Origin of the sequence: Rheinheimera sp. EpRS3 (genome assembly GCF_001513785.1) — a bacterium.
Lineage (GTDB): Bacteria > Pseudomonadota > Gammaproteobacteria > Enterobacterales > Alteromonadaceae > Alishewanella.
The window spans coordinates 136,742-161,213 of record NZ_LNQS01000008.1 but is presented as its reverse complement, the minus strand read 5'-3'; the positions used below and the strand labels follow the sequence as shown (position 1 = coordinate 161,213).

The 24,472-nt window shown below is 50.6% G+C and carries 24 protein-coding genes; 15 read left to right on the top strand and 9 right to left on the bottom strand.

What is annotated here, in order from left to right; translation table 11 throughout:
- Positions 1-41: 41 nt before the first annotated feature.
- Positions 42-1,952, bottom strand: coding sequence for a propionyl-CoA synthetase (locus AR688_RS09390; protein ID WP_068232511.1), 1,911 nt, complete (start codon positions 1,950-1,952; stop codon positions 42-44).
- A 197-nt stretch (positions 1,953-2,149) separates the two neighbouring features.
- Here AR688_RS09390 and arfB point away from each other — a divergent pair, with 197 nt between their 5' ends.
- Entirely contained in the window at positions 2,150-2,569 is a 420-nt protein-coding gene (arfB, locus tag AR688_RS09385; protein WP_068232508.1) for an alternative ribosome rescue aminoacyl-tRNA hydrolase ArfB, read from the top strand.
- A 106-nt stretch (positions 2,570-2,675) separates the two neighbouring features.
- Here the strand turns inward: arfB and dbpA are convergent, their stop codons facing one another.
- The 6 genes from dbpA to ygfZ form a co-directional block, all read right to left on the bottom strand.
- Positions 2,676-4,058 (bottom strand): ATP-dependent RNA helicase DbpA, encoded by a 1,383-nt coding sequence (dbpA, locus tag AR688_RS09380; RefSeq protein ID WP_068232505.1) that lies wholly within the window; start codon positions 4,056-4,058, stop codon positions 2,676-2,678.
- A 269-nt stretch (positions 4,059-4,327) separates the two neighbouring features.
- Positions 4,328-5,647 carry an amidohydrolase gene (locus AR688_RS09375; RefSeq protein WP_068232502.1) on the bottom strand — a complete coding sequence of 440 codons (1,320 nt, stop codon included), beginning with the start codon at positions 5,645-5,647 and terminating at the stop codon, positions 4,328-4,330.
- 95 nt (positions 5,648-5,742) lie between these two features.
- Positions 5,743-6,072 carry a bactofilin family protein gene (locus AR688_RS09370; protein WP_068232499.1) on the bottom strand — a complete coding sequence of 110 codons (330 nt, stop codon included), beginning with the start codon at positions 6,070-6,072 and terminating at the stop codon, positions 5,743-5,745.
- A gap of 8 nt (positions 6,073-6,080) precedes the next feature.
- Positions 6,081-7,031 carry a M23 family metallopeptidase gene (locus AR688_RS09365; RefSeq protein ID WP_068232496.1) on the bottom strand — a complete coding sequence of 317 codons (951 nt, stop codon included), beginning with the start codon at positions 7,029-7,031 and terminating at the stop codon, positions 6,081-6,083.
- A 248-nt stretch (positions 7,032-7,279) separates the two neighbouring features.
- Complete coding sequence (locus AR688_RS09360) at positions 7,280-7,765, bottom strand: FKBP-type peptidyl-prolyl cis-trans isomerase (protein WP_068232493.1); 486 nt, start codon at positions 7,763-7,765, stop codon at positions 7,280-7,282.
- 10 nt (positions 7,766-7,775) lie between these two features.
- The gene (gene ygfZ, locus AR688_RS09355) at positions 7,776-8,744 is read right to left on the bottom strand and encodes a tRNA-modifying protein YgfZ (protein WP_068232489.1); all 969 of its coding nucleotides are present in this window, start codon (positions 8,742-8,744) and stop codon (positions 7,776-7,778) included.
- A 151-nt stretch (positions 8,745-8,895) separates the two neighbouring features.
- Between ygfZ and AR688_RS09350 the strand changes: the two genes are divergently transcribed.
- Together AR688_RS09350 and AR688_RS09345 are read left to right on the top strand one after the other, a co-directional pair.
- Positions 8,896-9,147 carry an FAD assembly factor SdhE gene (locus AR688_RS09350; RefSeq protein ID WP_068232485.1) on the top strand — a complete coding sequence of 84 codons (252 nt, stop codon included), beginning with the start codon at positions 8,896-8,898 and terminating at the stop codon, positions 9,145-9,147.
- Entirely contained in the window at positions 9,134-9,562 is a 429-nt protein-coding gene (locus AR688_RS09345) for a protein YgfX (RefSeq protein ID WP_156420265.1), read from the top strand. The genes AR688_RS09350 and AR688_RS09345 overlap by 14 nt, the downstream gene beginning before the upstream one ends.
- Positions 9,563-9,568: 6 nt before the next feature.
- Here AR688_RS09345 and nadB read toward each other — a convergent pair whose 3' ends face one another.
- Entirely contained in the window at positions 9,569-11,179 is a 1,611-nt protein-coding gene (gene nadB, locus AR688_RS09340; RefSeq protein ID WP_068232479.1) for an L-aspartate oxidase, read from the bottom strand.
- Between the two features lie 148 nt (positions 11,180-11,327).
- Between nadB and rpoE the strand changes: the two genes are divergently transcribed.
- The 11 genes from rpoE (at position 11,328) to acpS (ending at position 20,342) form a co-directional block, all read left to right on the top strand.
- Entirely contained in the window at positions 11,328-11,903 is a 576-nt protein-coding gene (rpoE, locus tag AR688_RS09335) for an RNA polymerase sigma factor RpoE (protein WP_068232476.1), read from the top strand.
- A gap of 41 nt (positions 11,904-11,944) precedes the next feature.
- Complete coding sequence (locus AR688_RS09330) at positions 11,945-12,574, top strand: sigma-E factor negative regulatory protein (protein ID WP_068232471.1); 630 nt, start codon at positions 11,945-11,947, stop codon at positions 12,572-12,574.
- Positions 12,571-13,500 carry a MucB/RseB C-terminal domain-containing protein gene (locus AR688_RS09325; RefSeq protein ID WP_082694728.1) on the top strand — a complete coding sequence of 310 codons (930 nt, stop codon included), beginning with the start codon at positions 12,571-12,573 and terminating at the stop codon, positions 13,498-13,500. Before AR688_RS09330 ends, AR688_RS09325 begins: the two co-directional genes overlap by 4 nt.
- Entirely contained in the window at positions 13,500-13,955 is a 456-nt protein-coding gene (locus tag AR688_RS09320) for a SoxR reducing system RseC family protein (protein WP_197412189.1), read from the top strand. The genes AR688_RS09325 and AR688_RS09320 overlap by 1 nt, the downstream gene beginning before the upstream one ends.
- A gap of 200 nt (positions 13,956-14,155) precedes the next feature.
- On the top strand, positions 14,156-15,955 hold the full coding sequence (gene lepA / locus AR688_RS09315; RefSeq protein ID WP_068234076.1) for a translation elongation factor 4: 1,800 nt from the start codon (positions 14,156-14,158) through the stop codon (positions 15,953-15,955).
- A gap of 13 nt (positions 15,956-15,968) precedes the next feature.
- A complete protein-coding gene (gene lepB / locus AR688_RS09310) occupies positions 15,969-16,892 on the top strand; it encodes a signal peptidase I (RefSeq protein ID WP_068232462.1) in 924 nt (307 codons plus the stop codon).
- A gap of 28 nt (positions 16,893-16,920) precedes the next feature.
- Positions 16,921-17,595: a ribonuclease III gene (gene rnc / locus AR688_RS09305; RefSeq protein ID WP_068232459.1), complete on the top strand. Its 675-nt coding sequence runs from the start codon at positions 16,921-16,923 to the stop codon at positions 17,593-17,595.
- Positions 17,585-18,493: a GTPase Era gene (gene era / locus AR688_RS09300; protein WP_068232456.1), complete on the top strand. Its 909-nt coding sequence runs from the start codon at positions 17,585-17,587 to the stop codon at positions 18,491-18,493. Before rnc ends, era begins: the two co-directional genes overlap by 11 nt.
- A 6-nt stretch (positions 18,494-18,499) precedes the next feature.
- Entirely contained in the window at positions 18,500-19,183 is a 684-nt protein-coding gene (recO, locus tag AR688_RS09295; RefSeq protein WP_068232453.1) for a DNA repair protein RecO, read from the top strand.
- 28 nt (positions 19,184-19,211) lie between these two features.
- Complete coding sequence (gene pdxJ / locus AR688_RS09290; RefSeq protein WP_068232450.1) at positions 19,212-19,946, top strand: pyridoxine 5'-phosphate synthase; 735 nt, start codon at positions 19,212-19,214, stop codon at positions 19,944-19,946.
- Positions 19,947-20,342 carry a holo-ACP synthase gene (gene acpS, locus AR688_RS09285; RefSeq protein ID WP_068232448.1) on the top strand — a complete coding sequence of 132 codons (396 nt, stop codon included), beginning with the start codon at positions 19,947-19,949 and terminating at the stop codon, positions 20,340-20,342. It abuts the gene before it with no gap.
- A gap of 4 nt (positions 20,343-20,346) precedes the next feature.
- On the opposite strand, the gene barA is transcribed toward acpS, so the two are convergent.
- Entirely contained in the window at positions 20,347-23,058 is a 2,712-nt protein-coding gene (barA, locus tag AR688_RS09280; protein WP_068232443.1) for a two-component sensor histidine kinase BarA, read from the bottom strand.
- Positions 23,059-23,139: 81 nt separating this feature from the next.
- Here barA and rlmD point away from each other — a divergent pair, with 81 nt between their 5' ends.
- On the top strand, positions 23,140-24,462 hold the full coding sequence (gene rlmD / locus AR688_RS09275) for a 23S rRNA (uracil(1939)-C(5))-methyltransferase RlmD (protein ID WP_068232440.1): 1,323 nt from the start codon (positions 23,140-23,142) through the stop codon (positions 24,460-24,462).
- Positions 24,463-24,472: the final 10 nt, after the last annotated feature.

Below are 24,472 nucleotides of genomic sequence, written 5' to 3'. Positions count from 1 at the left end.
GCAGATTAAACTGTTATTGGCTCTTGCACTGGGGGGCTGGCTCAGGTTTGGCTAATCAGCCCCTTACTGGCCATCAGTTGGGCAATTTCAGCTACGCTGGCCGGATCGTCTATGGTTGATGGTACGCTGTAGTCGTTACCATCTGCAATTTGCCGCAGCAGTTTGCGTAAAATTTTTCCGCTGCGGGTTTTGGGCAGGCGTTTTACCACTATGGTTTTTTTAAAGCAGGCCAGGGCGCCTATTTCCTGCCGCACCATGGCTACCAGTTCGGCTTCAAGTATGGTTTCGTCAATGTCGATGCCGTTTTTCAGCAGTACCAGCGCCAGTGGTTGTTGGCCTTTGATAGGCTCGTGAATACCAATAACGCAGCACTCGGCAATAGCCGGGTGGTTAGCGACAATTTGCTCCATTTCGCCGGTAGATAAGCGGTGCCCGGCAACGTTGATCACATCGTCAGTGCGGCCCATAACAAACAGATAACCGTCTTCGTCAATATAGCCGCCATCACCGCTGGCGTAGTAGCCGGGGAAGCTATCCAGGTAGCCGGCGACAAAGCGCTCGTCGTTACCCCAGATAGTGGTTAAACAGCCCGGTGGCAGTGGCAGTGCTATGGCGATAAAACCCTGTTCATTAGCGCGCAGCACTTTGCCGCTGTCGTCCAGTATTTGTACATTAAAGCCCGGCACCGGCACAGTAGCTGAACCGGGTTTGGCGTTCATTAATTCCAGCCCGGCCGGGTTGGCGGCTATGGGCCAGCCGGTCTCAGTTTGCCACCAGTGATCAATAACCGGTTTTTGCAGTTTTTCGGCTACCCACTGGTAAGTGGCCGGGTCCAGCCGTTCACCGGCAACAAACACGGCCCGCAGGGCGGATAAATCATAGTGTTGCAGTGCGGCGTCGGGGTCTTCTTTGCGAATAGCCCGAAACGCAGTGGGCGCGGCAAATAAAATATTGACCTTATACTCAGCACACACGCGCCAAAAGGCGCCGGCATCGGGGGTAAATACCGGTTTACCTTCGTACAATACGCTGGTGCAGCCAGCGATAAGCGGTGCATAAACAATATAAGAGTGGCCGACTACCCAGCCGACATCAGATGCAGCCCAGAACACATCGCCCGGTTTGGCGTTATACACCGCCTGCATACTGTAATTAAGCGCTACCGCGTGGCCGCCGTTGTCGCGCACTACGCCTTTGGGCTTGCCGGTGGTACCAGACGTATACAGCACATACAACGGATCAGTAGATTTTACCGGCACACAGGGCGCGCTTTCAGCTGCGGCCATGGCCTGGCGCCAGTCCAGATCGCGGCCGCTTTGCATTGTTGCCAGCAGTTGTGGCCGCTGATAAATAACGCAGTGTTGTGGTTTATGTTCTGCTTTGCTGATGGCGTCATCCAGCAGCGGTTTGTAGGCGATGAGTTTGCTGATCTCAATACCGCAGGACGCACTGACCACCACTTTGGGTTTGGCGTCGTCTATCCGCATTGCCAGTTCATGGGCTGAAAAACCGCCAAACACCACAGAATGCACGGCGCCTAAACGCGCCACCGCCAGCATGGCAATGGCAGCTTGTGGGATCATTGGCATATAAATGACTACGCGATCGCCTTTGCTCACCCCCAAAGCTTTTAACACCCCGGCAAATTGCGCCACTTCATCGCGCAGTTGGCGGTAACTAAATTGCTGCTTACTGTTGGTTACCGGCGAGTCGTAAATCAGCGCAGTTTGTTCGCCACGGCCTTGCTCAATATGGGTATCCAGCGCCAGATAGGCAGTATTTAGCACGCCGTCGCTAAACCACTGATAATGATGTGCATCTTGTTGCTGCAAAATAGTGCGCGGTGTTTTATACCAGTTTAGTTTAGCGGCCTGCTGCTGCCAGAACGGTTCGGGGGCGTTAATGGCACGTTGATATTCATTGTGATAGAGGCTGTTGGGTGCGCTGGCCATGTTGGTATCCTTACGTCGGTAGTGGTAACGACAATGGCATTACTGTAGCTAAAAATTGCAGTTAACGAACTTAGACTTAAGGTGCATAGACTTTAGGCGTATATCACAAAGTAGTATCGATATTGGCCGTTAAACTTGTGTCAAAGTGGTGCTTGTGGTCTGATCGGGGTATTAACGCAGCAACCTATAGCGATAGCATGGCAATTCAGATTTCAGGTAGTGTGCTTCTTAATGACAATGAACTGGAATGGCAATTTATCCGTTCCAGCGGCGCCGGTGGCCAGCATGTGAATAAGGTATCGACGGCGGCGCAGCTTATTTTTGATATTAACGCCTCCAGTTTGCCGCAGTTTTATAAAGATAAGCTGCTGGCTAAATCAGACCATCGTATTACACAAAGCGGCAAAATTATTATTAAATGCCAGCAAAGCCGCAGCCAGGAGATGAACCGCGAGCAGGCTTTGACGCAGTTTATTGAGCTGGTGCAGTCAGCCGCCAGGGTGGCGAAAAAACGGGTTGCTACCAAAGCTACCTATGGCAGCCAGCAGCGGCGGCTGGAACATAAAAAACAGCGTGGTGCGACCAAGGCTTTGCGCCAGGGGAAGCCGCAGATCTAGTGTGCAGAACGGTGATGGGGTTTATGCGCGAACCGGTTAGCATCCATGCCTTCAACGGTTCGCTTAGGGCAAACCGGTTCTCGCTCCGCGGCAATTGTCGTCGTTATTACAGTGCCCGCGCGCGGATACTTTTACCTTTAATCTTACCCTGTTGGATCAGCTGCAGTGCCAGCTTTACGGCTGTACGTTTTACTGCGACAAAGCTCCAGATATCGTGCAGCTGAATTTTACCCAAGTCGTCATTAGTCAGCTGTTTGCTGGCTGTGAGGGCGCCAACAATATCACCGGCACGGATTTTATGTTTTTTCCCGCCGTCCAGTTGCAGTGTAGCCATTAATGGCTTAGCCGGTTTTAACGTGGCTATGTCCACTGCAGGCAGTTCTGCGGCATCAATTTTGATACCTAAGCCATCTTCCAGCGGGAGCAGTTTACCGGCATCACTGGCGGTAAATAAGCTTAGCGCAATACCGCTTTGGCCGGCGCGGCCGGTGCGGCCGATACGGTGTGTGTGTGTGTCGGCATCGTGCGCCAGCTGGTAGTTAAATACTGCATCGACACTGCTGATATCCAAACCGCGGGCGGCTACGTCGGTCGCTACCAAAATACAGGCGCTGCCATTGGCAAACTGCACCAGGGTTTGGTCACGGTCTTTTTGTTCCATATCACCATGCAGTGCCAGTACGCTAAAACCAAACTGATACAGCGCGTCTGCAACGTCCTGGGTTTCGCGCTTGGTATTGCAAAACACCATGCTGCTTTGGCCCTGATACTGTAGTAATAAGGTACGCAGCGCAATTAAGCGGGCGTTGTTGTCTGCCACCTGGAAAAACTGTTGTTGTATACTGCTGGTGGTGTGCTGCTCGGCTACCGTTACCTGCAGCGGGTTGGTTAGCAGGCGCTCACTTAGCTTGGCAATAGCGGTAGGGTAGGTAGCACTGAACAACAGTGTTTGGCGCTTAGCCGGTGCTTTGGCGATAACGTTATCTAAATCGGCTTGAAAGCCCATTTCCAGCATGCGGTCGGCTTCATCCAGCACCAGCGTGGTTAAATCGTCCAGGTTTAGCCGGCCTTTGTCTAAATGATCAACCACCCGGCCCGGCGTGCCAACAATAATATGGGCGCCATGTTCCAGTGAGCCGATTTGCGGGCCAATAGGTACGCCACCACACAGGGTAAGAATTTTAATATTGTGGATACTGCGTGCAAGTTTACGCAGCTCTGCCGCCACCTGATCGGCCAGCTCGCGCGTGGGGCAAAGTACCAGCGTTTGCACGCGAAAATATTTAACATCTAATTTGGCCAGCAGGCCTAAACCAAAGGCGGCCGTTTTGCCTGAGCCTGTTTTGGCCTGGCCGATAACATCCTGCCCGGCCAGAATTGCCGGCAGTGCCTGCGCCTGGATGGCTGTCATGGCACTGTAGCCTAAATCGTTAAGATTACTGACTAAGGCTTCGGGTAAATTCAGGTTGGAAAAAGAGGTATTGCTCATGCTGGTGCTCCGCAAAATAAAAAACTGCGGGCCTTGGCCTGCAAAAGGGGCGGCATTGTAGCAGAATGGCGCGGCTTTGCATTAGTTTGATGGTGAAAAAAGCAGCTAAGCCTGATGATGTAACTCGCTGCCATCGGTTTGGTCACGCTAACACGCCGTGAACCCATCCATGGGGGCTCGACTCAGGCATCCATGCCTTCAACGGTTAGCTTAGAGCAAACCGATTCTGCTCTGTTCGGATATAACCTGCGATGTGTCCTTTAATGACATCATTGCTTTGGCATTAAATCCAGCAAGGCGATCACAGTGGCTTCTACCCCTTTGGTTACCGCGGGCTCAGGGCTGATTTTAAACAGCGGGCTGTGGTGGCTGGGCACTGCCGGGCCACCGGCTTTCTCGGCAGCAAATGCCTCTGCCGGTGTGCCACCTACGGCAAAGTAAGTGCTGGGGATATAGGGCTTAGTGGTAAAAAACGGGAAGTCTTCTGCACCCATACCTAAGCGTTTGTAGCTCTCATCAAACACCGGTTCGCCCATTTTGGCCGCCCAGGCTTTTTTCAGCCGTTGTGTTAACGGAATATCGTTCACGGTAGGTGGGGTGGGCTCGTCGGTAATGCGTACTTCTGGCAGTTTATCTTCCGGTAAACCGGCAGCCCGGCCCAGGTTTTCGGCTACCCGTTTGATGGCAGCGATTAAATATTCCCGCGTCTCCCAGTTGTCGTTACGCACAGTTAGCTGTAAGTGGGCTTTATCGGAAATAATATTGTGCTTGGTGCCGCTGTGAAAGGCGCCTACGGTAATTAATGCTGGCTCTTTCGGGGCTATTTCACGGCTGACGATGGTTTGCAGTGCCAGTACAATTTGTGCGCCCAGCACTATAGGGTCTTTACCACGGTGTGGGCTGGCGCCATGTGCCCCCACGCCGTGCACAATAATATCCACGCTGTCTACGCCAGAATAGGGCGAGCCTTCTACTGCGACAATTTTGCCGGTTTCAATTTCAGATGAAACATGAAACGCCAGCGCATAATCGGGCTGGCCAAAGCGCCCCCAGATATTGTCCTGCATCATGCCTTTGGCGCCGCCAACCCGTTCTTCTGCCGGTTGGCCCACCAGCATCAGGGTGCCGGACCATTGGTCTTTCATCGCCGCCATGCGCCTTGCCGTGCCTACCAGGCTGGTAATGTGTACGTCGTGGCCACAGGCATGCATAACGGATACTTCATTGCCGTCCCAGTCGGTTTGTTTCGCTTTAGAGGCATAAACCAGGCCGGATTTCTCCTCTACCGGCAAGCCATCCATATCGGCACGCATCATTACCAGCGGGCCGGGGCCGTTTTTCAGCATGGCCACCACGCCGGTTTTACCCACGCCTTCGGTAACGTCAAACCCGGCGTCACGCAGCTCTTTTGCCAGGCGTTTAGCGGTTTGGGTTTCCATATGTGACAGTTCAGGATGTTGGTGAAAATGAGTAAACAGCGCGCCCAGATGTTGCTGGTAATCTTGCTGAATTTGTTCAGGTAAGGAGTTTGCGGCAACAGCACTGAGGCTGCTAAAGCAAAGTAAACTGGCCAGAAGCGTTTTTTTCATTGTTATACCGCCGTTAAGTTTAAAGACGTTATCAACTTAACGGCGCAACGAAAAAAAAACCAGCCTTTGCGACCAACGGTAAAGGCTGAGCGGTATTAACCGGTTTCGGTTTTGCTCTCCAGCGATGGGGTATTACGCTCGGTGGATTCTGTTTTAGGCAGGCTAATGACCTGTTCCGTAGAGGTTGGCATGGTTTTACCAATAAAGCTGCCACCGCGCTCAATGCTCAAATCGTCGCAATGGATCACGCCGTGCGCTTTGCCCTGCGGCAATATTTCAACGCTATTGGCAAAGCAATCGCCTTCAAATAAACCGTTAATAATCACTTTGTCGGCAGTAAGCTCGCCTTTTATGCGGCCAGTGCCACTGATCACTAAGGTTTTTTCGCTGACAATTTTACCTTCGACATAACCGTCTACCTGCATATCGCAGCTTAGTCGGAGACTGCCGTTAACTGTGCATCCTTGTGCAACGACAGTTGTAACTGCGTGCTTGCCTTGGTTTCCAGCATGCTGACTAAAGAATCCCATTTAATGCTCCTTTCCTTCTCAAACACCAGATCGAAATTAGTGGCATCCCAGTCCATAAAGCTTTGTGGATTAAGTGCCCGATCAAGGAAATGTACTTCGTAATGTAAATGTGGTGCGGTAGATAAACCGGTATTGCCGGAGGTGGCGATTAGCTCGCCTTTATGCACAAAGTGGCCACTTTTCACTTTAAAAGAATCCAGATGTGCATAGAGTGTTGAAAAACCAAACGCATGGCGGATTTTTAACAGGTTACCGTAGCCTTGTTTATTCGGCCGGACAACTTCAACCACGCCATCAGCCGGTGCATAAATAGGCGTGCCGCGGCTGGCGGATAAATCTACCCCTTTGTGGTGCTGCTGTTTGCCAATAATAGGGTGTTCGCGTACACCAAAGCGTGACGAGCGGCGCCTGAACTCCAGCGGTGAACCGTTAGGTACCAGTTGTAGCATCGCCAGGCGTGCTGCCGAGTTAACGCTGGCAGTATCAAGCCGGTTTTCTAAATTTTGCGGATATTGCTGCTCTAATCCCAGTGCCAGTTCTATTTCACCAACGCGGTTTACTACCTGCAGCATTTCGTCTTGTTTGGTGTTTAGCTCAAGCTCCAACTGCTGTTTGCTGTTGTTCAGCATATCAATTTCTGCCCGCAGGCTGGCGGCTTGTTCGGTAAGCGCGGTACGCTGGTGCTGGCTTTTATCCACAGTGCGCAGCAGGTAATCTATAACGGCAGCGGTAATTATCAGGCCAAACAGCATGGCCCACATAGCAATAACGGCGTTGCGTTTAAACAGTTTGCTGACGTTAAAATGGCGGGTCCCATTGATGGTTGAGACAGAAATGATAATACGATCTTTCATTCAGGCCGGTCGCTCTCAATGGAAAAAATTCTGACAGTCGGTAAAAATATGTGGCTTTGCGCTCAGTGTCAAGAATTTACTGCAGGTGCTAATGGGCTGTTACTAACCGGCACAATGCAATTCGCCAAAGTGGGGGCTTGATCTGAATTAAGTTTTTTGCCGTTAAGCAGGGTAAATGCTGAAGGAAAAAGTAACCGCTGTTGGCAGGAGTTGCCGGCCTTTGCCGGCCGGCTTTTTGGTGTAGCTTATTAGTGACCGGCGTGACCATCAATGCCATGCACATGGCCATGGCTGAGTTCTTCTTCGGTGGCATCACGTACCAGCAGTACTTCAACGTCAAAGCTTAAATCGATACCAGATAACGGGTGGTTACCATCAACCACGACTTCATCTTCGGTTACTTCCAGCACGATAACCGATTGCTCACGGCCATCCGGGCCGGCGGCACGAAAACGCATACCCACGGCAACGTCCATACCTTCAAACATGGTTTTTGGTACGGCCTGCGTGAGTGCATCATGGCGCTCGCCATAAGCCTCTGCAGCTGCAATATCGGCTTTAAATTTGTCACCGGCGGCTTTGCCGGTTAACGCCTGCTCTAAACCCGGAATAAGTGAACCGTGGCCAAATAAGAAGACTAAAGGCTCGCCGCCAACGGAAGAATCCAGTTCGTTACCTTGTGGATCGGTAACGGTGTAGTGCATGGCGACAACTTTGTCCTGAGATATGGTCATGAAAACCTCTTTAATTTAACGAGTAAGGTAACGGCACTATGCGCAGTGCCGGGGCACTGTCGCTGCTAAGCCGTAATGAGTCTGCCGGTGTTATGTCGTAAGGTAATACCGCAATTAACCATAATTGGTTATGAATGTTTGCTGCATTGACAACCTGGCCGCTCCGGCGCCAGTTCTCACCTAGTTGAATTTCTATATCAGTGCCAGCTTTTGGCACTTCGTCTGTGTCGGCTGTTAAAATGTACGCGGCTCTTTTATTACCGCCACGGTATTTCAGCCGGGCCACTGTTTCCTGGCCGATATAGCAGCCTTTGGTAAAACTAATGGCATCTAATGCTTGTAAGTTAAGCATTTGCGGCACAAATTCGCCAATTAAACCCTGTTCCAGATAACTAAAACCATGCTGAATATGCTGTGCCAGCCAGACGTTAGGCGCAGCAAAGGGCAGTTTTTGCTGCATTAGCTGCTGGGCTTCTGCTACAGGCAGCAACAGTATAAAATGGTCGGCAGCCAGTGCCAGCAATAAGGCATTGTTGTACCGGGCCAGTTCGCCGCGCTGTGGCAGGGTAAAGCCCAGCTGCGAAATCAGTGTTGCTGCATTTTCTCCACCCAGACCAAATATGGCAAAGTGTTGCTGGCCAGCTTCGAAACTGACTTTAGAAAACACGCCAAATTTTTTCCACTGCGCGCCAGAGGCGTTAAGTTCGTCCCGAAAGGCAATGCTGATAAGCTGCTCAGCATGGCTGACCAGATAAAACTGTGACCACATTTTACCCTTGGCGTCGCAGTGGGCACCGTGCAGAAAATTATCGTCGTTTAGCTGATCTAAATCGCAGGTGGTTTGGCCCTGCAAATATTTGCGGTTGTCTGGCCCGCTGATCATCAGGCTTTCAAATGCAGGTAGCGGTGAAATAAAAGCGCCCTGAACCTGAGTGGACAATGCGGCGTATTGTTCTGCTGTTAACCAGGATGTATGCATAATGTGCCGTAGCGAAGCTCAGTATTAAAACGAATATTGCTATCATTGGGGGAAAGCCGGAAAAGCTCAACCCCGTTTGCTAATTTTTGTTAGAATCAGCGGCTATGCTGTCGGGATCGATATATCAAAGCGCTATTTGCAAAGGAAACATATGGCAGAGTTAATGATTAAACCAAGGTTACGCTGGGCGTGTCGTCGCGGCATGCTGGAGCTTGATGTATTGCTGGCACCTTTTGTGGAAGACGGTTACGATGCGCTGACACTACAGCAAAAACAGGATTTTGAGCGTTTGCTGGCGTGTGATGATCCAGACTTATTTTCCTGGTTTATGGGCCATGCCAAATCGTCTGATGCTGCTATTCAGGCGTTGATCCAGGTTATTCTGGATCGTGTCCGCGTATAACCTCTGTTTGTCAGCCAGCCGGTTGTGTCAGCGTGGCATGTTGCTGCTGGCGGCACTGCCGGTGCTGGTATTGGCAGTTACGCCGCTGGGGGTAACCGGAGTTATCCTGGTTGCTGTGGTACTACCGCTATTTTACTGGCACTGGTACGGTGTTTTGCAACAACTGCAGCATAGTGCCACGCTAACCATAACCGATAACAGCCAACTGCACTGGTTTAACAGCGCCCTACCACCTGGCCGGTTGTTGTCCGGTGGCCTGGTTAGCCAGCATATGCTGCGGTTGCAGTGGCAGGCCGATACCGATCAGCGCTGCTACCGTAAGTGGATTTTCGCCGATCAATGCTCTGAGGCGCAGTTTCGGGCGTTGGCCAGAGCCATCAGCCAGCAAAACTGGCAGTCAGGCTCTGGCGTGTAGCTAACTTTAAACGCTGGTTTTGGGCGTAAGTACAGTTGGCTTGCTGTCGGGCTGGGTGTCCGGGTAGTCCAGGTTGTAATGCAGGCCCCGGCTTTCTTTACGCTGCAGCGCGCAGTGGATGATCAGCTCGGCTACCTGCACCAGATTACGCAGCTCCAGTAAATTATGGCTGACACGGAAATGGCTGTAATACTCGTGAATTTCCCGCTGCAGTAACTCAACCCGGTGCAGTGCGCGTTCCAGCCGTTTGTTGGTGCGCACTATGCCAACGTAATCCCACATAAATAACCGCAGCTCATGCCAGTTGTGGGTAATCACCACTTCTTCGTCTGAATCGCTGACACGGCTGTCATCCCACGGCGGCAATACTGGCAGCTCGCTGCTGCTATCTAATTCTGCCAGTATATGGCTGGCCGCAGCCTGCGCAAACACCACACATTCAAGTAGCGAATTGCTGGCCATACGGTTAGCGCCGTGCAAGCCGGTGTAGGCCACTTCGCCAATGGCATACAGGTTATCAATATCAGTCTGGCCATTTAAGTTAGTCATTACGCCACCACAGGTGTAATGCGCGGCCGGTACCACCGGAATCGGTTGACGGGTGATATCAATACCGACGCTTAAGCATTTGGCGTAAATGGTAGGGAAGTGCTCAATAACGAAGTCTTTCGGTTTATGGCTGATATCCAGATAAACACAGTTAGCGCCAAGGCGTTTCATTTCATAGTCGATAGCGCGGGCAACGATATCGCGCGGCGCGAGTTCAGCGCGCTCGTCAAAATCCGGCATAAAGCGGCTGCCATCCGGCCGTTTTAAATAAGCGCCTTCACCGCGCATGGCTTCGGTAATTAAAAAATTAGGCGCATCCGGGTGGTACAAACTGGTGGGGTGAAACTGGTTGAATTCCATGTTAGCTACCCGGCAGCCGGCGCGCCAGGCCATGGCTATGCCATCGCCGCTGGCCACATCGGGGTTGCTGGTATACAGATACACCTTGCTGGCACCACCGGTAGCCAAGGCAATAAAGCGGGCACGCACCAGCTCAACTTTTGCATCTTCTTTGTTCCAGACATAGGCGCCATAGCAGCGCTTTGCATCGCGGCCAATTTTACGGCCGTTAATTAAGTCGATGGCGTTGTAGTTTTCCAGCAGTTGAATATTAGGATGGGTTTTAACCTGATCTACTAAGGTGATCTGTACGGCCTGGCCAGTGGCATCGGCAGCATGCAAAATGCGCCGGTGGCTGTGGCCACCTTCACGGGTTAGGTGATACTTCAGGCTGCCGTCTTCATCTTTGTACTGATCAAACGGCACGCCCTGGGCAATCAGCCATTCCATCGCAGCTTTGGCATTGCCGGCGGTAAACTGCACTGCCGCTTCGTCACACAAACCGGCACCGGCTATCAGGGTGTCATCAACATGCGATGCAATACTGTCGTTTTCATCAAACACAGCAGCTATGCCACCCTGAGCATATAGCGTAGAGCCTTCACGTAGCGGGCCTTTACTGAGTACCAGCACACGGGCTTTGTCTGCCAGTTGCAGCGCCAGCGACAATCCGGCAGCACCGCTGCCGATAATTAATACATCACAGAGATATTCTTTTGCTTGCGTCATGCGATACACTTGCCATCAGTCAATGTCGGGCTATTGTAGCTTTTTTGCCAAACTTAGCAGAACTATTTCTGTGCAGCAGAGTCATAGCAACACGCTAGACCAGCGCCAGTTAATAGAACGATTAGTATTACAGGGGATCAGCTCGGATATGAGCGAGCAAGAATTGGACTGGCAGATTGTCCAGCGTGTACAACAAGGCGATAAAGCGGCGTTTAATGTATTGGTGCGAAAATATCAGCACCGGATTGCGAACTTAATTTCCCGTTATGTCTCTAACCACGGAGACGTAGCAGATGTCGCGCAGGAAGCCTTTATTAAAGCCTATAGGGCTATCCCGGGGTTTCGTGGCGAAAGCGCGTTTTATACCTGGCTTTACCGTATTGCGGTAAACAGTGCTAAGAATTATCTGGTTGCTAATGGCCGTAAGCCACCGGCAACAGACGTTGATGCGGAAGATGCTGAATATTTTGAAGGCAGCGATGCATTAAAGGAACAAGATTCACCGGAAAAGTTGTTATTGTCCGATGAAATTCGTAATGTGGTGTTCAGCACCATTGAAAAATTGCCCGACGAACTTCGCACTGCTATTACGCTGCGTGAACTTGAAGGGTTAAGCTATGAAGAAATTGCGGAAGTAATGGGGTGCCCGATAGGCACCGTCAGAAGCCGTATCTTCCGGGCACGTGAGGCAATTGATTTGCAGCTTAAGCCGTTAATAAGCTAGCAGTCAGGGCAAAAACCAGTAATTTTAAGACAGGAAACATTATGTCGTCAGAAAATCAGGATTGGCTCTCTGCTGCCAGTGATAACCAGCCACTGAGTAAAGCACAGCTGGACAGCTTGCTTAATGATGCTCAGTTGCAACACCAGTTTGAACGCTATCACTTGATCGGCGCTGTGTTACGTCGTGAACCGCAAAGCCCGATAACGGCTGATTTTGCAGACAACTTTGCTGCCCAGTTGGCTGATGAGCCGGTGTATCAGTTGCAATCTGATCGTAACCTGCTAAAACGTTTACGTAATACTGTGTCAGTTGCTGCTAATGGCCGCTGGTTACAGCCTGTCGCCCAGGGTGCAGTAGCTGCCGGTGTCGCATTAATGGCCGTGTTTGGTGTGCAGCAATATCAGCAGTCACCACAGCAGGACGCCTTTGCACCTTTACCTGTGTTACAAACCCAGCCGATAGCAGGTTTTGCCACGCCGGTAAGTTTAAGCCAGACCACCGTTAACGACCGTTTTGCCGAGCAGGAACAGCAGGCAATGCTGGAGCAACAAAAACGCCTGCAGGCGCTGTTAAATGCGCATCGCCAACAGGTACGGGTGATGGAACACTCTCAGCAGGCTAATCACAATAGCAATAAGGCTGATGGAAAAGATCAAAACGAGCAACAATGATGCGATTTGCTGGCTTTTGTAGTGCCATAGTGTTGGTTGTAATCTCCGGGGTTGCTCAAGCCGAGCAATCTGCCTGGGCCTTGTTTGATAAAGTACAAAATGCGGTAAAACAGTATAATTTCGACACCTCTTTTGTGGTATTAAAAGGCAGTAAAGTAGACACTTACCGCTGGATACATGGCCGCACCGCTGAGCAGGAAATTGAACACCTTATTCCACTGGATACCAACGGCGTAGATATTCTGCGCCGCGATAGCCAGATTTATTATTTGCTGACCGACCGGCCTGCCTTTGTTACTCAAGGCGCCAGTATTCCTGAATTACCGGCATTGCTGTTTGAAGCAAAAGACAATATCACCCGGCTGTATAATGCTGTTGCGGGCAGCAGTTTGGTGATGTCTGGCCGCAGTGCACAATTACTGCGCCTGACTGCCAAAGACGCTGGCCGTTACAGTTACTGGTTATGGTTAGACGACGAAACTGGTTTTCCGCTACGTATCGACACCTTATCTGAACAGCAAACCGCGCTGGAGCGCTGGTTGGTTACTCATATGCAAATTAGCCCTGAACTGCCGGAGAACTTAAATGCGCTGATAGCAGCTGAGTTGCCGCAACCGGCAGATACTGCAACTAAGGCTGCGCCGCAAGCCCGACATAAACTGAACTGGTTGCCGCAAGGATACCAGCCTGTTGTTGACCCGGCAGGTATTCCACAGCTTGAAAGCAGTTTGTTAAGCTATTGGCTGCTAAGTGATGGTTTGCATCAGGTGTCGGTTTTTGTGCAAAATTCACAACAATTGCCTACCCAGGCTTACCGTGACGGTGCCACGACGATTTATGTGCAAACCAGTAATCAGCTGGAAGTCACTGTTATCGGCCCGGTGAGTATTGAAACTGCCCGTCAGTTGGCAGCAGCAGTGCACTGATGGTAGAAGAAATTGCGACTGTGGCAGCGTGCGAGGGCAACGGGGTTTGGTTAACCAGCACACCTGTTGCCAGTTGCAATGCTTGCAACGTCAGCGATGATTGCGGCACCGGCATAGTAGCGAAAACCCTGACACCCAGACAGCAACGTTTTTTTGTTCCCACCGCCTTGACGTTACTACCCGGAGAGCAGGTTAAAATTGGCCTGAATGAGCAAAGCCTGATCATGGCTGCACTGATGGTATATTTGTTGCCTTTAGTGTTGCTGTTGCTGCTGGCGCTGCTTGGTAACGCAGTGGGTTTAGCCGAAGGCTGGGTTATGCTGTTGGCTCTGGTTGGCACCGCAAGCGGTTTTATGCTGGCCAGGCGTTATGGCCAGCAGCAGGAAAAACATACCCAGATTGTTATCCTCGAAGTTCTGCCTTCACTTGGTGTACAACAACACGCGCTGTCCTAACACTTTTATCTGCACTACTTTGATCGCCAATACTTTTGCCTGCATGATAGCGCAGCGCTTTGAATAACACATAGCAAGCTGCCGCCGGATAGAGTACAATTCGCGCTAATTTTCGGAATAACCCGCGTCAGCGCAGGAGGTTGCGACTTGTCGTTATCGAGTTTGCTGCTTTGCGTTACGCCCTCAGTTTTGCGGACAACATGCCTAAACTAAATCACATCAGAAACTTTTCTATTATTGCCCATATCGACCATGGTAAATCGACGCTGTCTGATCGTTTAATTCAGTATTGTGGTGGTTTATCTGATCGTGAAATGCAGCAGCAGGTGCTGGACTCAATGGATCTCGAGCGTGAGCGCGGTATTACCATTAAAGCTCAGAGTGTTACGCTGTATTACCCGGCTGATGATGGTAATACTTATCAGCTGAATTTTATCGATACACCTGGCCATGTTGACTTTACTTATGAAGTTAGCCGGTCGCTGGCGGCCTGCGAAGGTGCACTGCTGGTGGTAGACGCTGGCCAGGGCGTTGAAGCGCAAACGGTGGCAAACTGCTATACCGCGCTGGAAATGAATTTAGAAGTATTACCGGTACTGAATAAAATTGATTTGCCACAGGCAGAACCAGACCGCGTAGCAGAAGAAATAGAAGATATTATCGGCATTGAAGCCATAGGTGCTGTGCAGTGTTCAGCCAAAACCGGGCTAGGCATAAAAGATGTGCTGGAAACCATTGTTAAGAAAATTCCGCCACCGGAAGGTGAGCCGGAACAGCCAACCCAGGCACTGATTATCGATTCGTGGTTTGATGCCTATCAGGGCGTAGTATCACTGGTGCGGGTAAAACACGGCAGCATTAAAGCCAAAGACAAAATTAAAGTAATGTCTACCGGCCAGAGCTACGAAGTAGACAAAGTAGGCGTATTTAGCCCCAAAGCCACTAACACCGGTGAGTTGAAAACCGGTGAAGTAGGTTTTGTTATCGCCGGTATTAAAGAGATTAAAGGTGCGCCGGTAGGCGATACTTTAACGCTGGCAAAAAACAGCGCCGAAAAACCGCTGCCGGGCTTTAAGCGTATTAAACCGCAGGTGTATGCCGGTGTATTCCCGGTATCCAGTGACGATTATGAAGATTTCCGTGATGCGCTGGCCAAACTAAGTCTGAATGACTCATCATTGTTTTATGAGCCGGAAAACTCTGGCGCACTGGGCTTTGGTTTCCGTATTGGTTTCCTTGGCATGCTGCACATGGAAATTATTCAGGAGCGCTTAGAGCGTGAGTACGATCTGGATTTAATTACCACGGCACCAACAGTAGTATACGAAGTGCTGAAAAAGAACGGCGAAACCGTAATGGTAGACAACCCCAGCGCTTTGCCTGCCGTAAATGATATTGATGAAATTCGCGAGCCAATTGTTGAAGCACATATCCTGGTGCCACAAGAATATTTGGGTAACGTGATTACTCTGTGTATTGAAAAGCGCGGTGTGCAGAAGAATATGAGCTATCACGGCCGTCAGGTTGCGGTGGTGTATGAGCTACCGATGGCCGAAGTGGTAATGGACTTCTTTGACCGCTTAAAGTCGACCAGCCGTGGCTATGCCTCACTGGATTACAGCTTTAAGCGCTTCCAAACCTCGAATATGCAGCGGGTAGATATTTTGATTAACGGCGAGCGTGTAGATGCGCTGGCCATTATCAGCCATATCGATTTTGCTCAGGGCCGCGGTCGGCAACTGGCAGAAAAATTAAAAGAGCTGATCCCACGGCAGATGTTCGATATCGCTATTCAGGCAGCTATCGGTAACCACGTTATTGCCCGCACCACCATTAAGCAGATGCGTAAAAACGTATTGGCGAAATGTTATGGCGGTGATATCAGCCGGAAGAAAAAGCTGCTGCAAAAGCAAAAAGACGGTAAAAAACGCATGAAGCAGGTAGGTAATGTGGAAGTTCCACAAGAGGCCTTCCTCGCCATTCTGAAAGTAGGTAAATAAATAAGGGATTTACATGGCAGGTTATTTTGCAATCTTCCTGGTGTTATTGACACTGGCCAGCGGTTTAATCTGGTTATTAGATGCTTTGGTGCTGGCACCAAAGCGGCAGCAAAAACTGGCGGGCGCACAAAGCGCTGCCGGTGGTCAGCTACCGCTTGAAGCCGGTGAAGAGCTGCTCAAAGAGCCGCAACTGGTTGAAACAGCAAAATCTATTTTTCCTGTTATTGCTCTGATCACTATTTTCCGCTCTTTTATTTATGAGCCGTTTCAGATCCCATCAGGTTCGATGATGCCAACCCTGCTGGTCGGCGATTTTATTCTGGTAGAGAAATTCTCTTACGATGTAAAAGACCCGGTATGGCGTAAAACCTTATACAGCAATAACAAACCGCAGCGGGGCGATGTGGCGGTGTTTAAATACCCCGAGCAACCCACCATCGACTATATTAAGCGGGTTATAGGTGTGCCGGGCGACAGAGTTATTTACCGCAATAAACAACTATTTATTGAAAAAGCCTGCACCGGTGCAGAGCAGGCCGACTGCGACAAGCTGGAAATGGTAGAACTGAGCCTGAAAAACGAGGGCGAGTTTTACCATGATCAAAGCCCGCAACGCCGTTACACCGAACAGCTTGGCCAGGTTACGCACGATATTCTGCAAACCCCGGCGCGGCGCGAGCATACCGAATTTTTCTTTAAACAGCGCGGCACGGCAATTGACGAATTCGTTGTACCGGAAGGCCATTATTTTGTGCTCGGAGATAACCGCGATAACAGCCGTGATGGCCGTTTCTGGGGGTTTGTACCAGAGCACAATATGGTAGGCAAAGCGGTGTTTATCTGGATGAGTTTTGAATTTAATGAGGACCCTAACAGCTGGGTGCCGGGTTGGGTGCCAACAGGCGTACGTTTTGACCGGCTGGGCCCTATTCACTAAGCTGTACACGTACCACTAAGAGACAAGCATGCAAAAATCGTTAACTCCACTGATGGCCCGTTTGGGCTATCAGTTTCAACAACCGGCGCTGCTGGAACAAGCGCTAACCCACCGCAGCTGTAAAGGCCAGCACAATGAACGGCTGGAGTTTCTTGGTGACGCAATACTAAGCTTAGTGATTGCTGAAACCTTATATGACAACTTCCCCAAAGCACGCGAAGGCGATTTAACCCGCATGCGCGCAGCGCTGGTTAAAGGCGTCACTCTGGCCGAAATTGCGCAGGAGCTGCGGTTGTCAGACTATTTGCGGCTGGGGCCGGGTGAGCTTAAAAGCGGTGGTTTTCGCCGGGAATCTATTTTAGCTGACACTGTTGAAGCCATTTTGGGTGCTATATACCTTGATACCGGTATGGCCGCCTGTAAAGAGCGCATTCTGCTGTGGTTCGGTACGCGGCTTGACACTATTACACCTGGCGAGCAGAAAGACTCTAAAACCCTGTTGCAGGAATACCTGCAAGGGCTACGCTTAGCTCTGCCGTTATACGATGTGATAGCCACTGCTGGCGAAGCGCATCAGCAAACCTTTACCGTGCGCTGCACCATAGCCGGCATGGCACCTTTTACCGCTACCGGCAGTTCACGCCGTAAGGCAGAGCAAGACGCCGCTCATATGGCGCTGGAAAAAATTAAGCATGACAGATAATACTCAGGCGCCAACCTATGCTGCTTTGGTGGCGATAGTGGGCCGGCCTAATGTGGGTAAATCAACATTACTGAACAAGCTGGTAGGGCAAAAAGTCAGTATTACTTCAAAAAAACCACAAACTACCCGCCATCGTATTGTTGGTATAGATACCCGTGACAATTACCAGACGGTGTATGTAGACACCCCGGGCCTGCACAGCGAAGAAAAACGCGCCATTAACCGGCTGATGAACAAAGCCGCTGCCAGCTCTATTTTAGATGTCGAGTTTGTGCTGTTTGTCGTGGAAGGCACGCGCTGGACCGACGATGATCAGATGGTGCTGAACCGGCTGATTGCATCGAAAAAACCGGTGATCCTGGTGGTAAACAAAGTGGATCTGTACCGCGATAAAGACACCCTGTTGCCGCATTTACAATGGTTGGGCGCGCAGCTGAACTTTGTTGACGTAGTGCCACTGTCGGCGGAAACCGGCGACAACGTCGAGGCGTTACGGGCTGTGGTAAAACAGCATTTACCTGTATGCGAGTTTTTCTTCCCGGACGACTATATCACCGACCGCTCCATGCGTTTTATGGCAGCAGAAATTGTGCGCGAAAAGCTGATGCGCTTTTTAGGCGACGAGCTGCCGTACTCGGTTACGGTTGAGATTGAACGTTTTAAATGGGAAGAAAAGCACTACCATATCGCCGCGCTGGTGCTGGTTGAGCGCGACAGCCAAAAACGCATGGTAATTGGTAATAAAGGTGAGCGGATAAAAACCATTGCCACTGAAGCCCGTATAGATATGGCCGCAATGCTGGAGCAACCGGTCTTTTTGCAGGTATGGGTTAAGGTGAAATCTGGCTGGGCTGATGACGAGCGAGCCTTACGCAGCCTGGGCTACGGCGAAGATTAAGGCGTTATGCACGCTGAGCTTTGGCCTGCTTTTATTTTGCATAGCCGCCAGCTTGGTGAAGACAAGCTGATTTTGCAATTATTGCTGCCAGAGCAGGGGCGTATTTCTGCGGTAGTACGTAAACGCCAGGGTAAACAGCGGCTGGCATTGCAGCCGTTTCAGCAGTTTATGCTGCAGCTTAGCGGCCGTAATGAGCTAAAAACGGTAAAAAGCATTGATGAAGCCGCAGCGGCTTTTTTATTTAGCGGCAAGGTGCTGTATAGCGGCATTTACCTCAATGAACTGGTATGCCGTTTGTGGCCGGATAACCTGGCGGCTGAGCAACTGTTTAATGTTTATCAGCACAGCCTGCAACAGCTTATGCTGGTGCAGCAGGGCAGCGCCGAGCTTGAACCCTGTTTACGTGAATTTGAATTTGCGCTGCTAACTGAGCTTGGCCAGCCGATAGACTGGCAGCAAGATGCGGATGGCAATCCACTGGAAGCAGCTTTGTGTTATCAGTGGCAACATGAGCAAGGTTTTGTTGTGGCGGCAAATGGCGTTAAAGCACAGCATTTATTAAATATTGGCAATGGCCAGTGGCAAAGCGCTGATACCCGGCGCTGTGCCAAACAGTTAAGCCGGCAAATTCTGGCACCTCTGCTTGGCAGCAAACCATTGGCCAGCAGGGCGCTGTTTGAAGGCGGCTGATTTACATTTTTATCCTCCGGAGTCTGGTATGCACAACCCTATTTTTCTTGGTGTTAATATTGACCACGTTGCTACGTTGCGTCAGGCCCGCGGCACCTATTATCCTGAGCCGGTGCATGCAGCCTTAATGGCAGAGCAGGCAGGTGCCGATGGCATTACCGTGCACTTGCGCGAAGACCGCCGGCATATTGTTGATCGCGATGTGTTTGTATTGCGCCAGACCATTGCCACCCGGCTGAATTTTGAAATGGCGGTGACCGATGAAATGCTGGCAATAGCCACTGAGCTTAAACCGCATTTTGCCTGTTTTGTGCCGGAAAAACGCCAGGAGCTGACCACTGAAGGCGGGTTAGAAGTTGCAGGCCAGTTAAGCCGTATTACCGAAGCGGTGAGCCAGATGCATCAGCAGGACATTCTGGTGTCGCTGTTTATTGATGCTGATCATCGCCAGATTGAAGCTGCAGCCAAAGCCGGCGCGCCTTATATTGAAATTCATACCGGGAAATATGCCGAGACTAAAGATGCCGCAGTGCAGGCTGCAGAGCTTGCGCGCATTCGTGAGGCCGCTGAGTTTGCTTCGTCTTTAGGTTTAATTGTTAATGCCGGCCATGGTTTGCATTACCATAACGTACAGCCTATTGCGGCTATACCGCAAATGCATGAGCTGAATATTGGCCATGCCATTGTGGCCCGTGCTGTGTTTAGTGGCCTGGATGCCGCGGTACGCGAAATGAAACGTTTAATGGTTGAGGCGCGCCGCTAAATGGCAATTGTTGGCCTTGGCACTGATATTGTTGAAATTGCCCGTATTGAGCAGAGCCTGGCCCGCAGCCCGGCGCTGGTAAAGCGGGTGCTGACAACCGACGAGCAGGCTATTTATGCCGGTTTGGCTGATAACCACCCGGCCAATGCTGCGCGTTATTTTGCCAAGCGTTTTGCCGCCAAAGAAGCCGCTGCCAAAGCGCTGGGTACCGGCATTGGCAGAGGGGTGTCGTTTCAGCATATCAGTATCAGTAATAACGCCGATGGTGCACCAAAGCTGGCCTTAACTGATTATGCCAGCGAACTGGCCGCCACTATGGGTGTCAGCCATATTTGGCTATCTATTACGGATGAGCAGGCTTATGCCGCCGCAACCGTCATTCTGGAGCGGCAGTAACGTTTTACCAGTCAGACCATTGCTGACTTTCCTGCCACAGCGCCTGTAGCACATCATCCATTTCAAGCAACTCGGGCTCCAGTTCAGCCAGGCTTTTGCCTTGCTTTAGCTGGGTTTCCAGCAGTTCTGCCAGATTTTTCAGCCGTGGCACGCCGGTATAACAGCAGGCGCCATGCAATTTATGCACTTGCTGCAATACCTGGTTTTCATCATGTAATGCCAGTGCCTGTTGCAACGCATTGCGGGTTGGCGTAATGCTGGCGATCAGCATTTGCAGCATCTCTTTCATTAAATCGTGCTTGCCTCCGGCCCGCTCTATGGCAGTGGACCAGTGTATCAGTTTGCTGTTAGGCCATACCGGGGTGATGTGTTGCAAACGGCTGGCAGGGCAAAACTCCTGTAAGCTACAATGCAGCATAGTTTCATCCAGTGGCTTACTTAAAAATTCATCAAAGCCCAGTGTTAGTAAGCGGTCCCGTTCACCGTCAATGGCCTGGGCCGTTACTGCAATTATCGGGGTGTGTTCGTTCAGCGAGCTTTGCCGGATGCGCTGGCAGGCGGTTACGCCATCCATTACCGGCATATTAATATCCATAAAAATAATATCGTAAGCATGCTGGGTGGCTTTGTGCCAGGCTTCAGCACCGTCGCGGGCAGAATCAATATGGTCAACGTGCTCAGCCAGCAGGGTATTAATTAACTTCAGGTTGGCGTCGTTATCGTCAACGGTCAGCACTTTAAGGCTGACTTTTTTCTGCCTCGCTTGCGGTAATATCGCACTGTACTGTTGCAAATAAGGCTGTGCCAGAGTCAGTGCCAGTTTGCGGATATGTGGTGGTTTAGACAAACAGGCATTCGCACCTGAGCTAAGCAGTGTTTCGCGCAGGTGCGGTGACAAGGTGTTGACCAGTAAGTAGGTATTATTGCACTGTGGTTTTACCTGCTGGATTAAATCCAGCACCTGATTCACCTGATTAATGGCAATAGTACGGCCAATCAGGCCGATATCATAATGTTGCTGATGCGCCAGCGCTTGTTGTAGCTGGCCTTTGGTAGCGCAGGCTGTAACCTGCAGCCCCCAATGATGTAGCAGGCTTAACGTGGCTTCACGTGAATGTTGTTGTGGTTCAAAATACAGCAGGTTTTTGTTGTCCAGTACATCCAGCGGCAGGCTGTCGGCAACCGATAGATGATGGCGCTGGCATTTAAGGGTAAACCAGAAGGTTGAGCCTTCGGCCTGTTTGCTTTCAAAGCCCAGGTTCCCGCCCATAGCCTGTACTAAGCGCTGCGAGATCATCAGGCCAAGGCCCGAGCCGCTTTGGTGGCTGCGTGGATCTTTGCTGGTAAACCCCTGAAACAATAATTGCTGTTGCTCGGTGCTGATACCGCGGCCGGTGTCCTGCACTGAGCAGTGCAGAATAAGCTGATCTTCATTGAGCAAGGTACCCGACACACGAATCACAATACTGCCATGATCGGTAAATTTAATGGCGTTACCGGCGATGTTCATCAGTACCTGCACAAAACGCCCAGGATCAGCAATTAAATCGTCCGGGCAGTCCGGTTCAATCATAAGCACCAGTTCCAGATGCTTATCAAAGGCATTGGCTGCCAGTAACTCAGTGGCGTCGTTCAGTACATCGCGCAGTGAAAACGGCTCAGGGTTAACAGATAAACGGCCTTCTTCCAGCTTGGAAAAATCCAGCACATCATTAACCAGATGCAATAAGCTATTGGCTGATTTCTGAATAGTGGTCAGGTAATCGTGCTGGCTGCTGGACAATTGGGTTTTCAGTAACTGACGGGTAAAACCAATAACCCCGTTTAGAGGGGTACGCAGTTCATGGCTCATTTTGGCTAAGAACTCAGATTTTTGCCGGTTTTCTTCCTGCGCTTTGCGTTTGGCAAAATCAAGCTGAATATTCTGTACTTCCAGTTGCTCCATGCTTTGTTGCAGATCGCTGGTAACCTGCTCAATTTGCTGCTGCATGTCCTGTTCCTGGCTGGCCAGAAAATTACCTAACTGGTTTAAACCCTGTTGCAGCTGGGCTAGCTCCTGTACCATAGCCAGGCTGCGTGGCGCAGTGTTGCCGCTGAGCAGCTGTTGCAAATGAGCCTGTAACTGGTTAACAGGCCGGTGAATGCGGCGCAGTAAATACCATACTGGGATAGCCGCCAGCAGCAGACATGCCAGCAGTATCAGTAGAGCATTAAAGCGCACAGCCTGTTGTTGCAACTGCAACTGAGATTGCTGCAACTGCACCAGCAGATAAGCGGTATCACGCGGTTGCCCCGGCAGAATGCCGGTAGCTAAAGGCTGATATAGCAATAAACTGCTGCCATCAGATATCACCATGTCAGTGTTGTTGAGCAATGTTGGTGCTGCAAGCAGCTGGCTGTTGCTAAAATGCTGCGGGTTGGTGCTGAATATCAGCTGGTTATCGCTGTTGATTAGGCTGATATTGCTAATCAGCGGCGAGTTTAGCCGGTGGCTGTTGTCCAGTAATTGCTGTAGTGCGACAGTGTTGCCCCGGCTGAGTAAGTCCTGGCTGCTGATAGCCAGTGGCAGAGCGATATGCCTGGCGCGATCTGTTAAAGAAAGTGCTAACTCATGATAGCGAACATAGCTAAAATAGCCGACGCAGAATACACTTACCAGTACAGCTGGCAGCAAACTGCAAAGCAGTAACCAGGAACGTAAACCCATTTTCGTCATTGATGCAGGCTGTTTAGTAAATACTCTTGCCGCGATAATGACATAAGACGTCGCGCTTGCCTATAACCCGATAGAGAACCCATGCTTAACCTATATAAAGCCAAACCTAAAGCCAGTTTACTGGGCAAAACTTTTACCTTTCACATAGATGACAGTGACTATGAGGTGCATGGCATTAGCAAGCATGAGCAAAAAATTGCTTTTGTCAGTGCCGCACTGCCGGGTGAGAAAGTGCAGGCTAAGGTATTGGAAGATAAAGCCGGTTTTCTTAAAGCCAGTACGGTAAAAGTGCTGCAGGCCTCAGCGCTGCGTATTACACCGCCTTGTGTTTATGCGACAAGTTGTGGTGGTTGCCAGTTGCAGCATATCAGTGCTGCCAACCAGCGTGAATTAAAGCAGCAGGGCATTGATAACCTGATTCGCCATCAAACCGGTTTAACGTCTTTGCCTTGGCAGCCGATGTTAACGGCTGACGACAGCGGTTATCGCCGTCGTGCCCGCATTGGCATCTGGTATGACAAAAAGCAGCGCCGTCTGAGTGTAGGCTTTCGCCAAAGTGCCGATAAGCAGATTGTAGTGGTAGACCACTGTATGGTGTTATCACCAATGCTGGCACCGGTATTTAAAGTATTAAATCAGGTGTTAAGCCAGCTTAAAGACCCCACCGCGGTAACTCACGCCGAGGTGCTTGAAGCTGACGGCAACGCTTTTGTGATATTGCGGCATATCAAAGCACTTACCGGTGCTGAGCAACAGCTGTTTATCAATGCCTGGCCAGAGGCCGTTTGGCTGGGGGAGTCTGAGCCGGGTATATTCAACTATTGGCAGCAGCCTGTTGTGCCACAGTACCAATTGGCCGAGCAACAGCTTAGCCTGCAGTTTGCACCAGATGACTTTATTCAGGTTAATGCCGCACTCAACCAACAAATGGTGACACAGGCGGTTAACTGGCTGAATATCTCTGCAAATGATACCGTGCTGGATTTATATTCCGGCATTGGTAATTTTACTCTGGCACTGGCGCAGCGTGCCAAAACAGTGCGCGCAGTAGAAGGTGTTGCCAAAATGGTGCAACAACTGGCAACCAATGCTAAGTTAAACGGTCTTAGCAACGTAGAAGCGTATCAGGCCGATTTACACCTGAGCTGGCCAAAAGCGCAGTGGAATAAGCCGGTTTATACCAAAGTGCTGCTGGATCCTGCCCGCGCTGGCGCGCAGGGGGCCACAGAGCAAATAGCAAAGCTAAAACCGGCACAGATATTGTACGTGTCGTGCAATGCCGCCACCTTCGCCCGTGATGCCAGAGTATTGCTGCAAAACGGCTACAAGCTGGATAAAATATGTGGTGTTGATATGTTTGCGCATACCAGCCATCTTGAATTAATGGCGTTGTTCAGCCGGTAGTAAAAAAGAG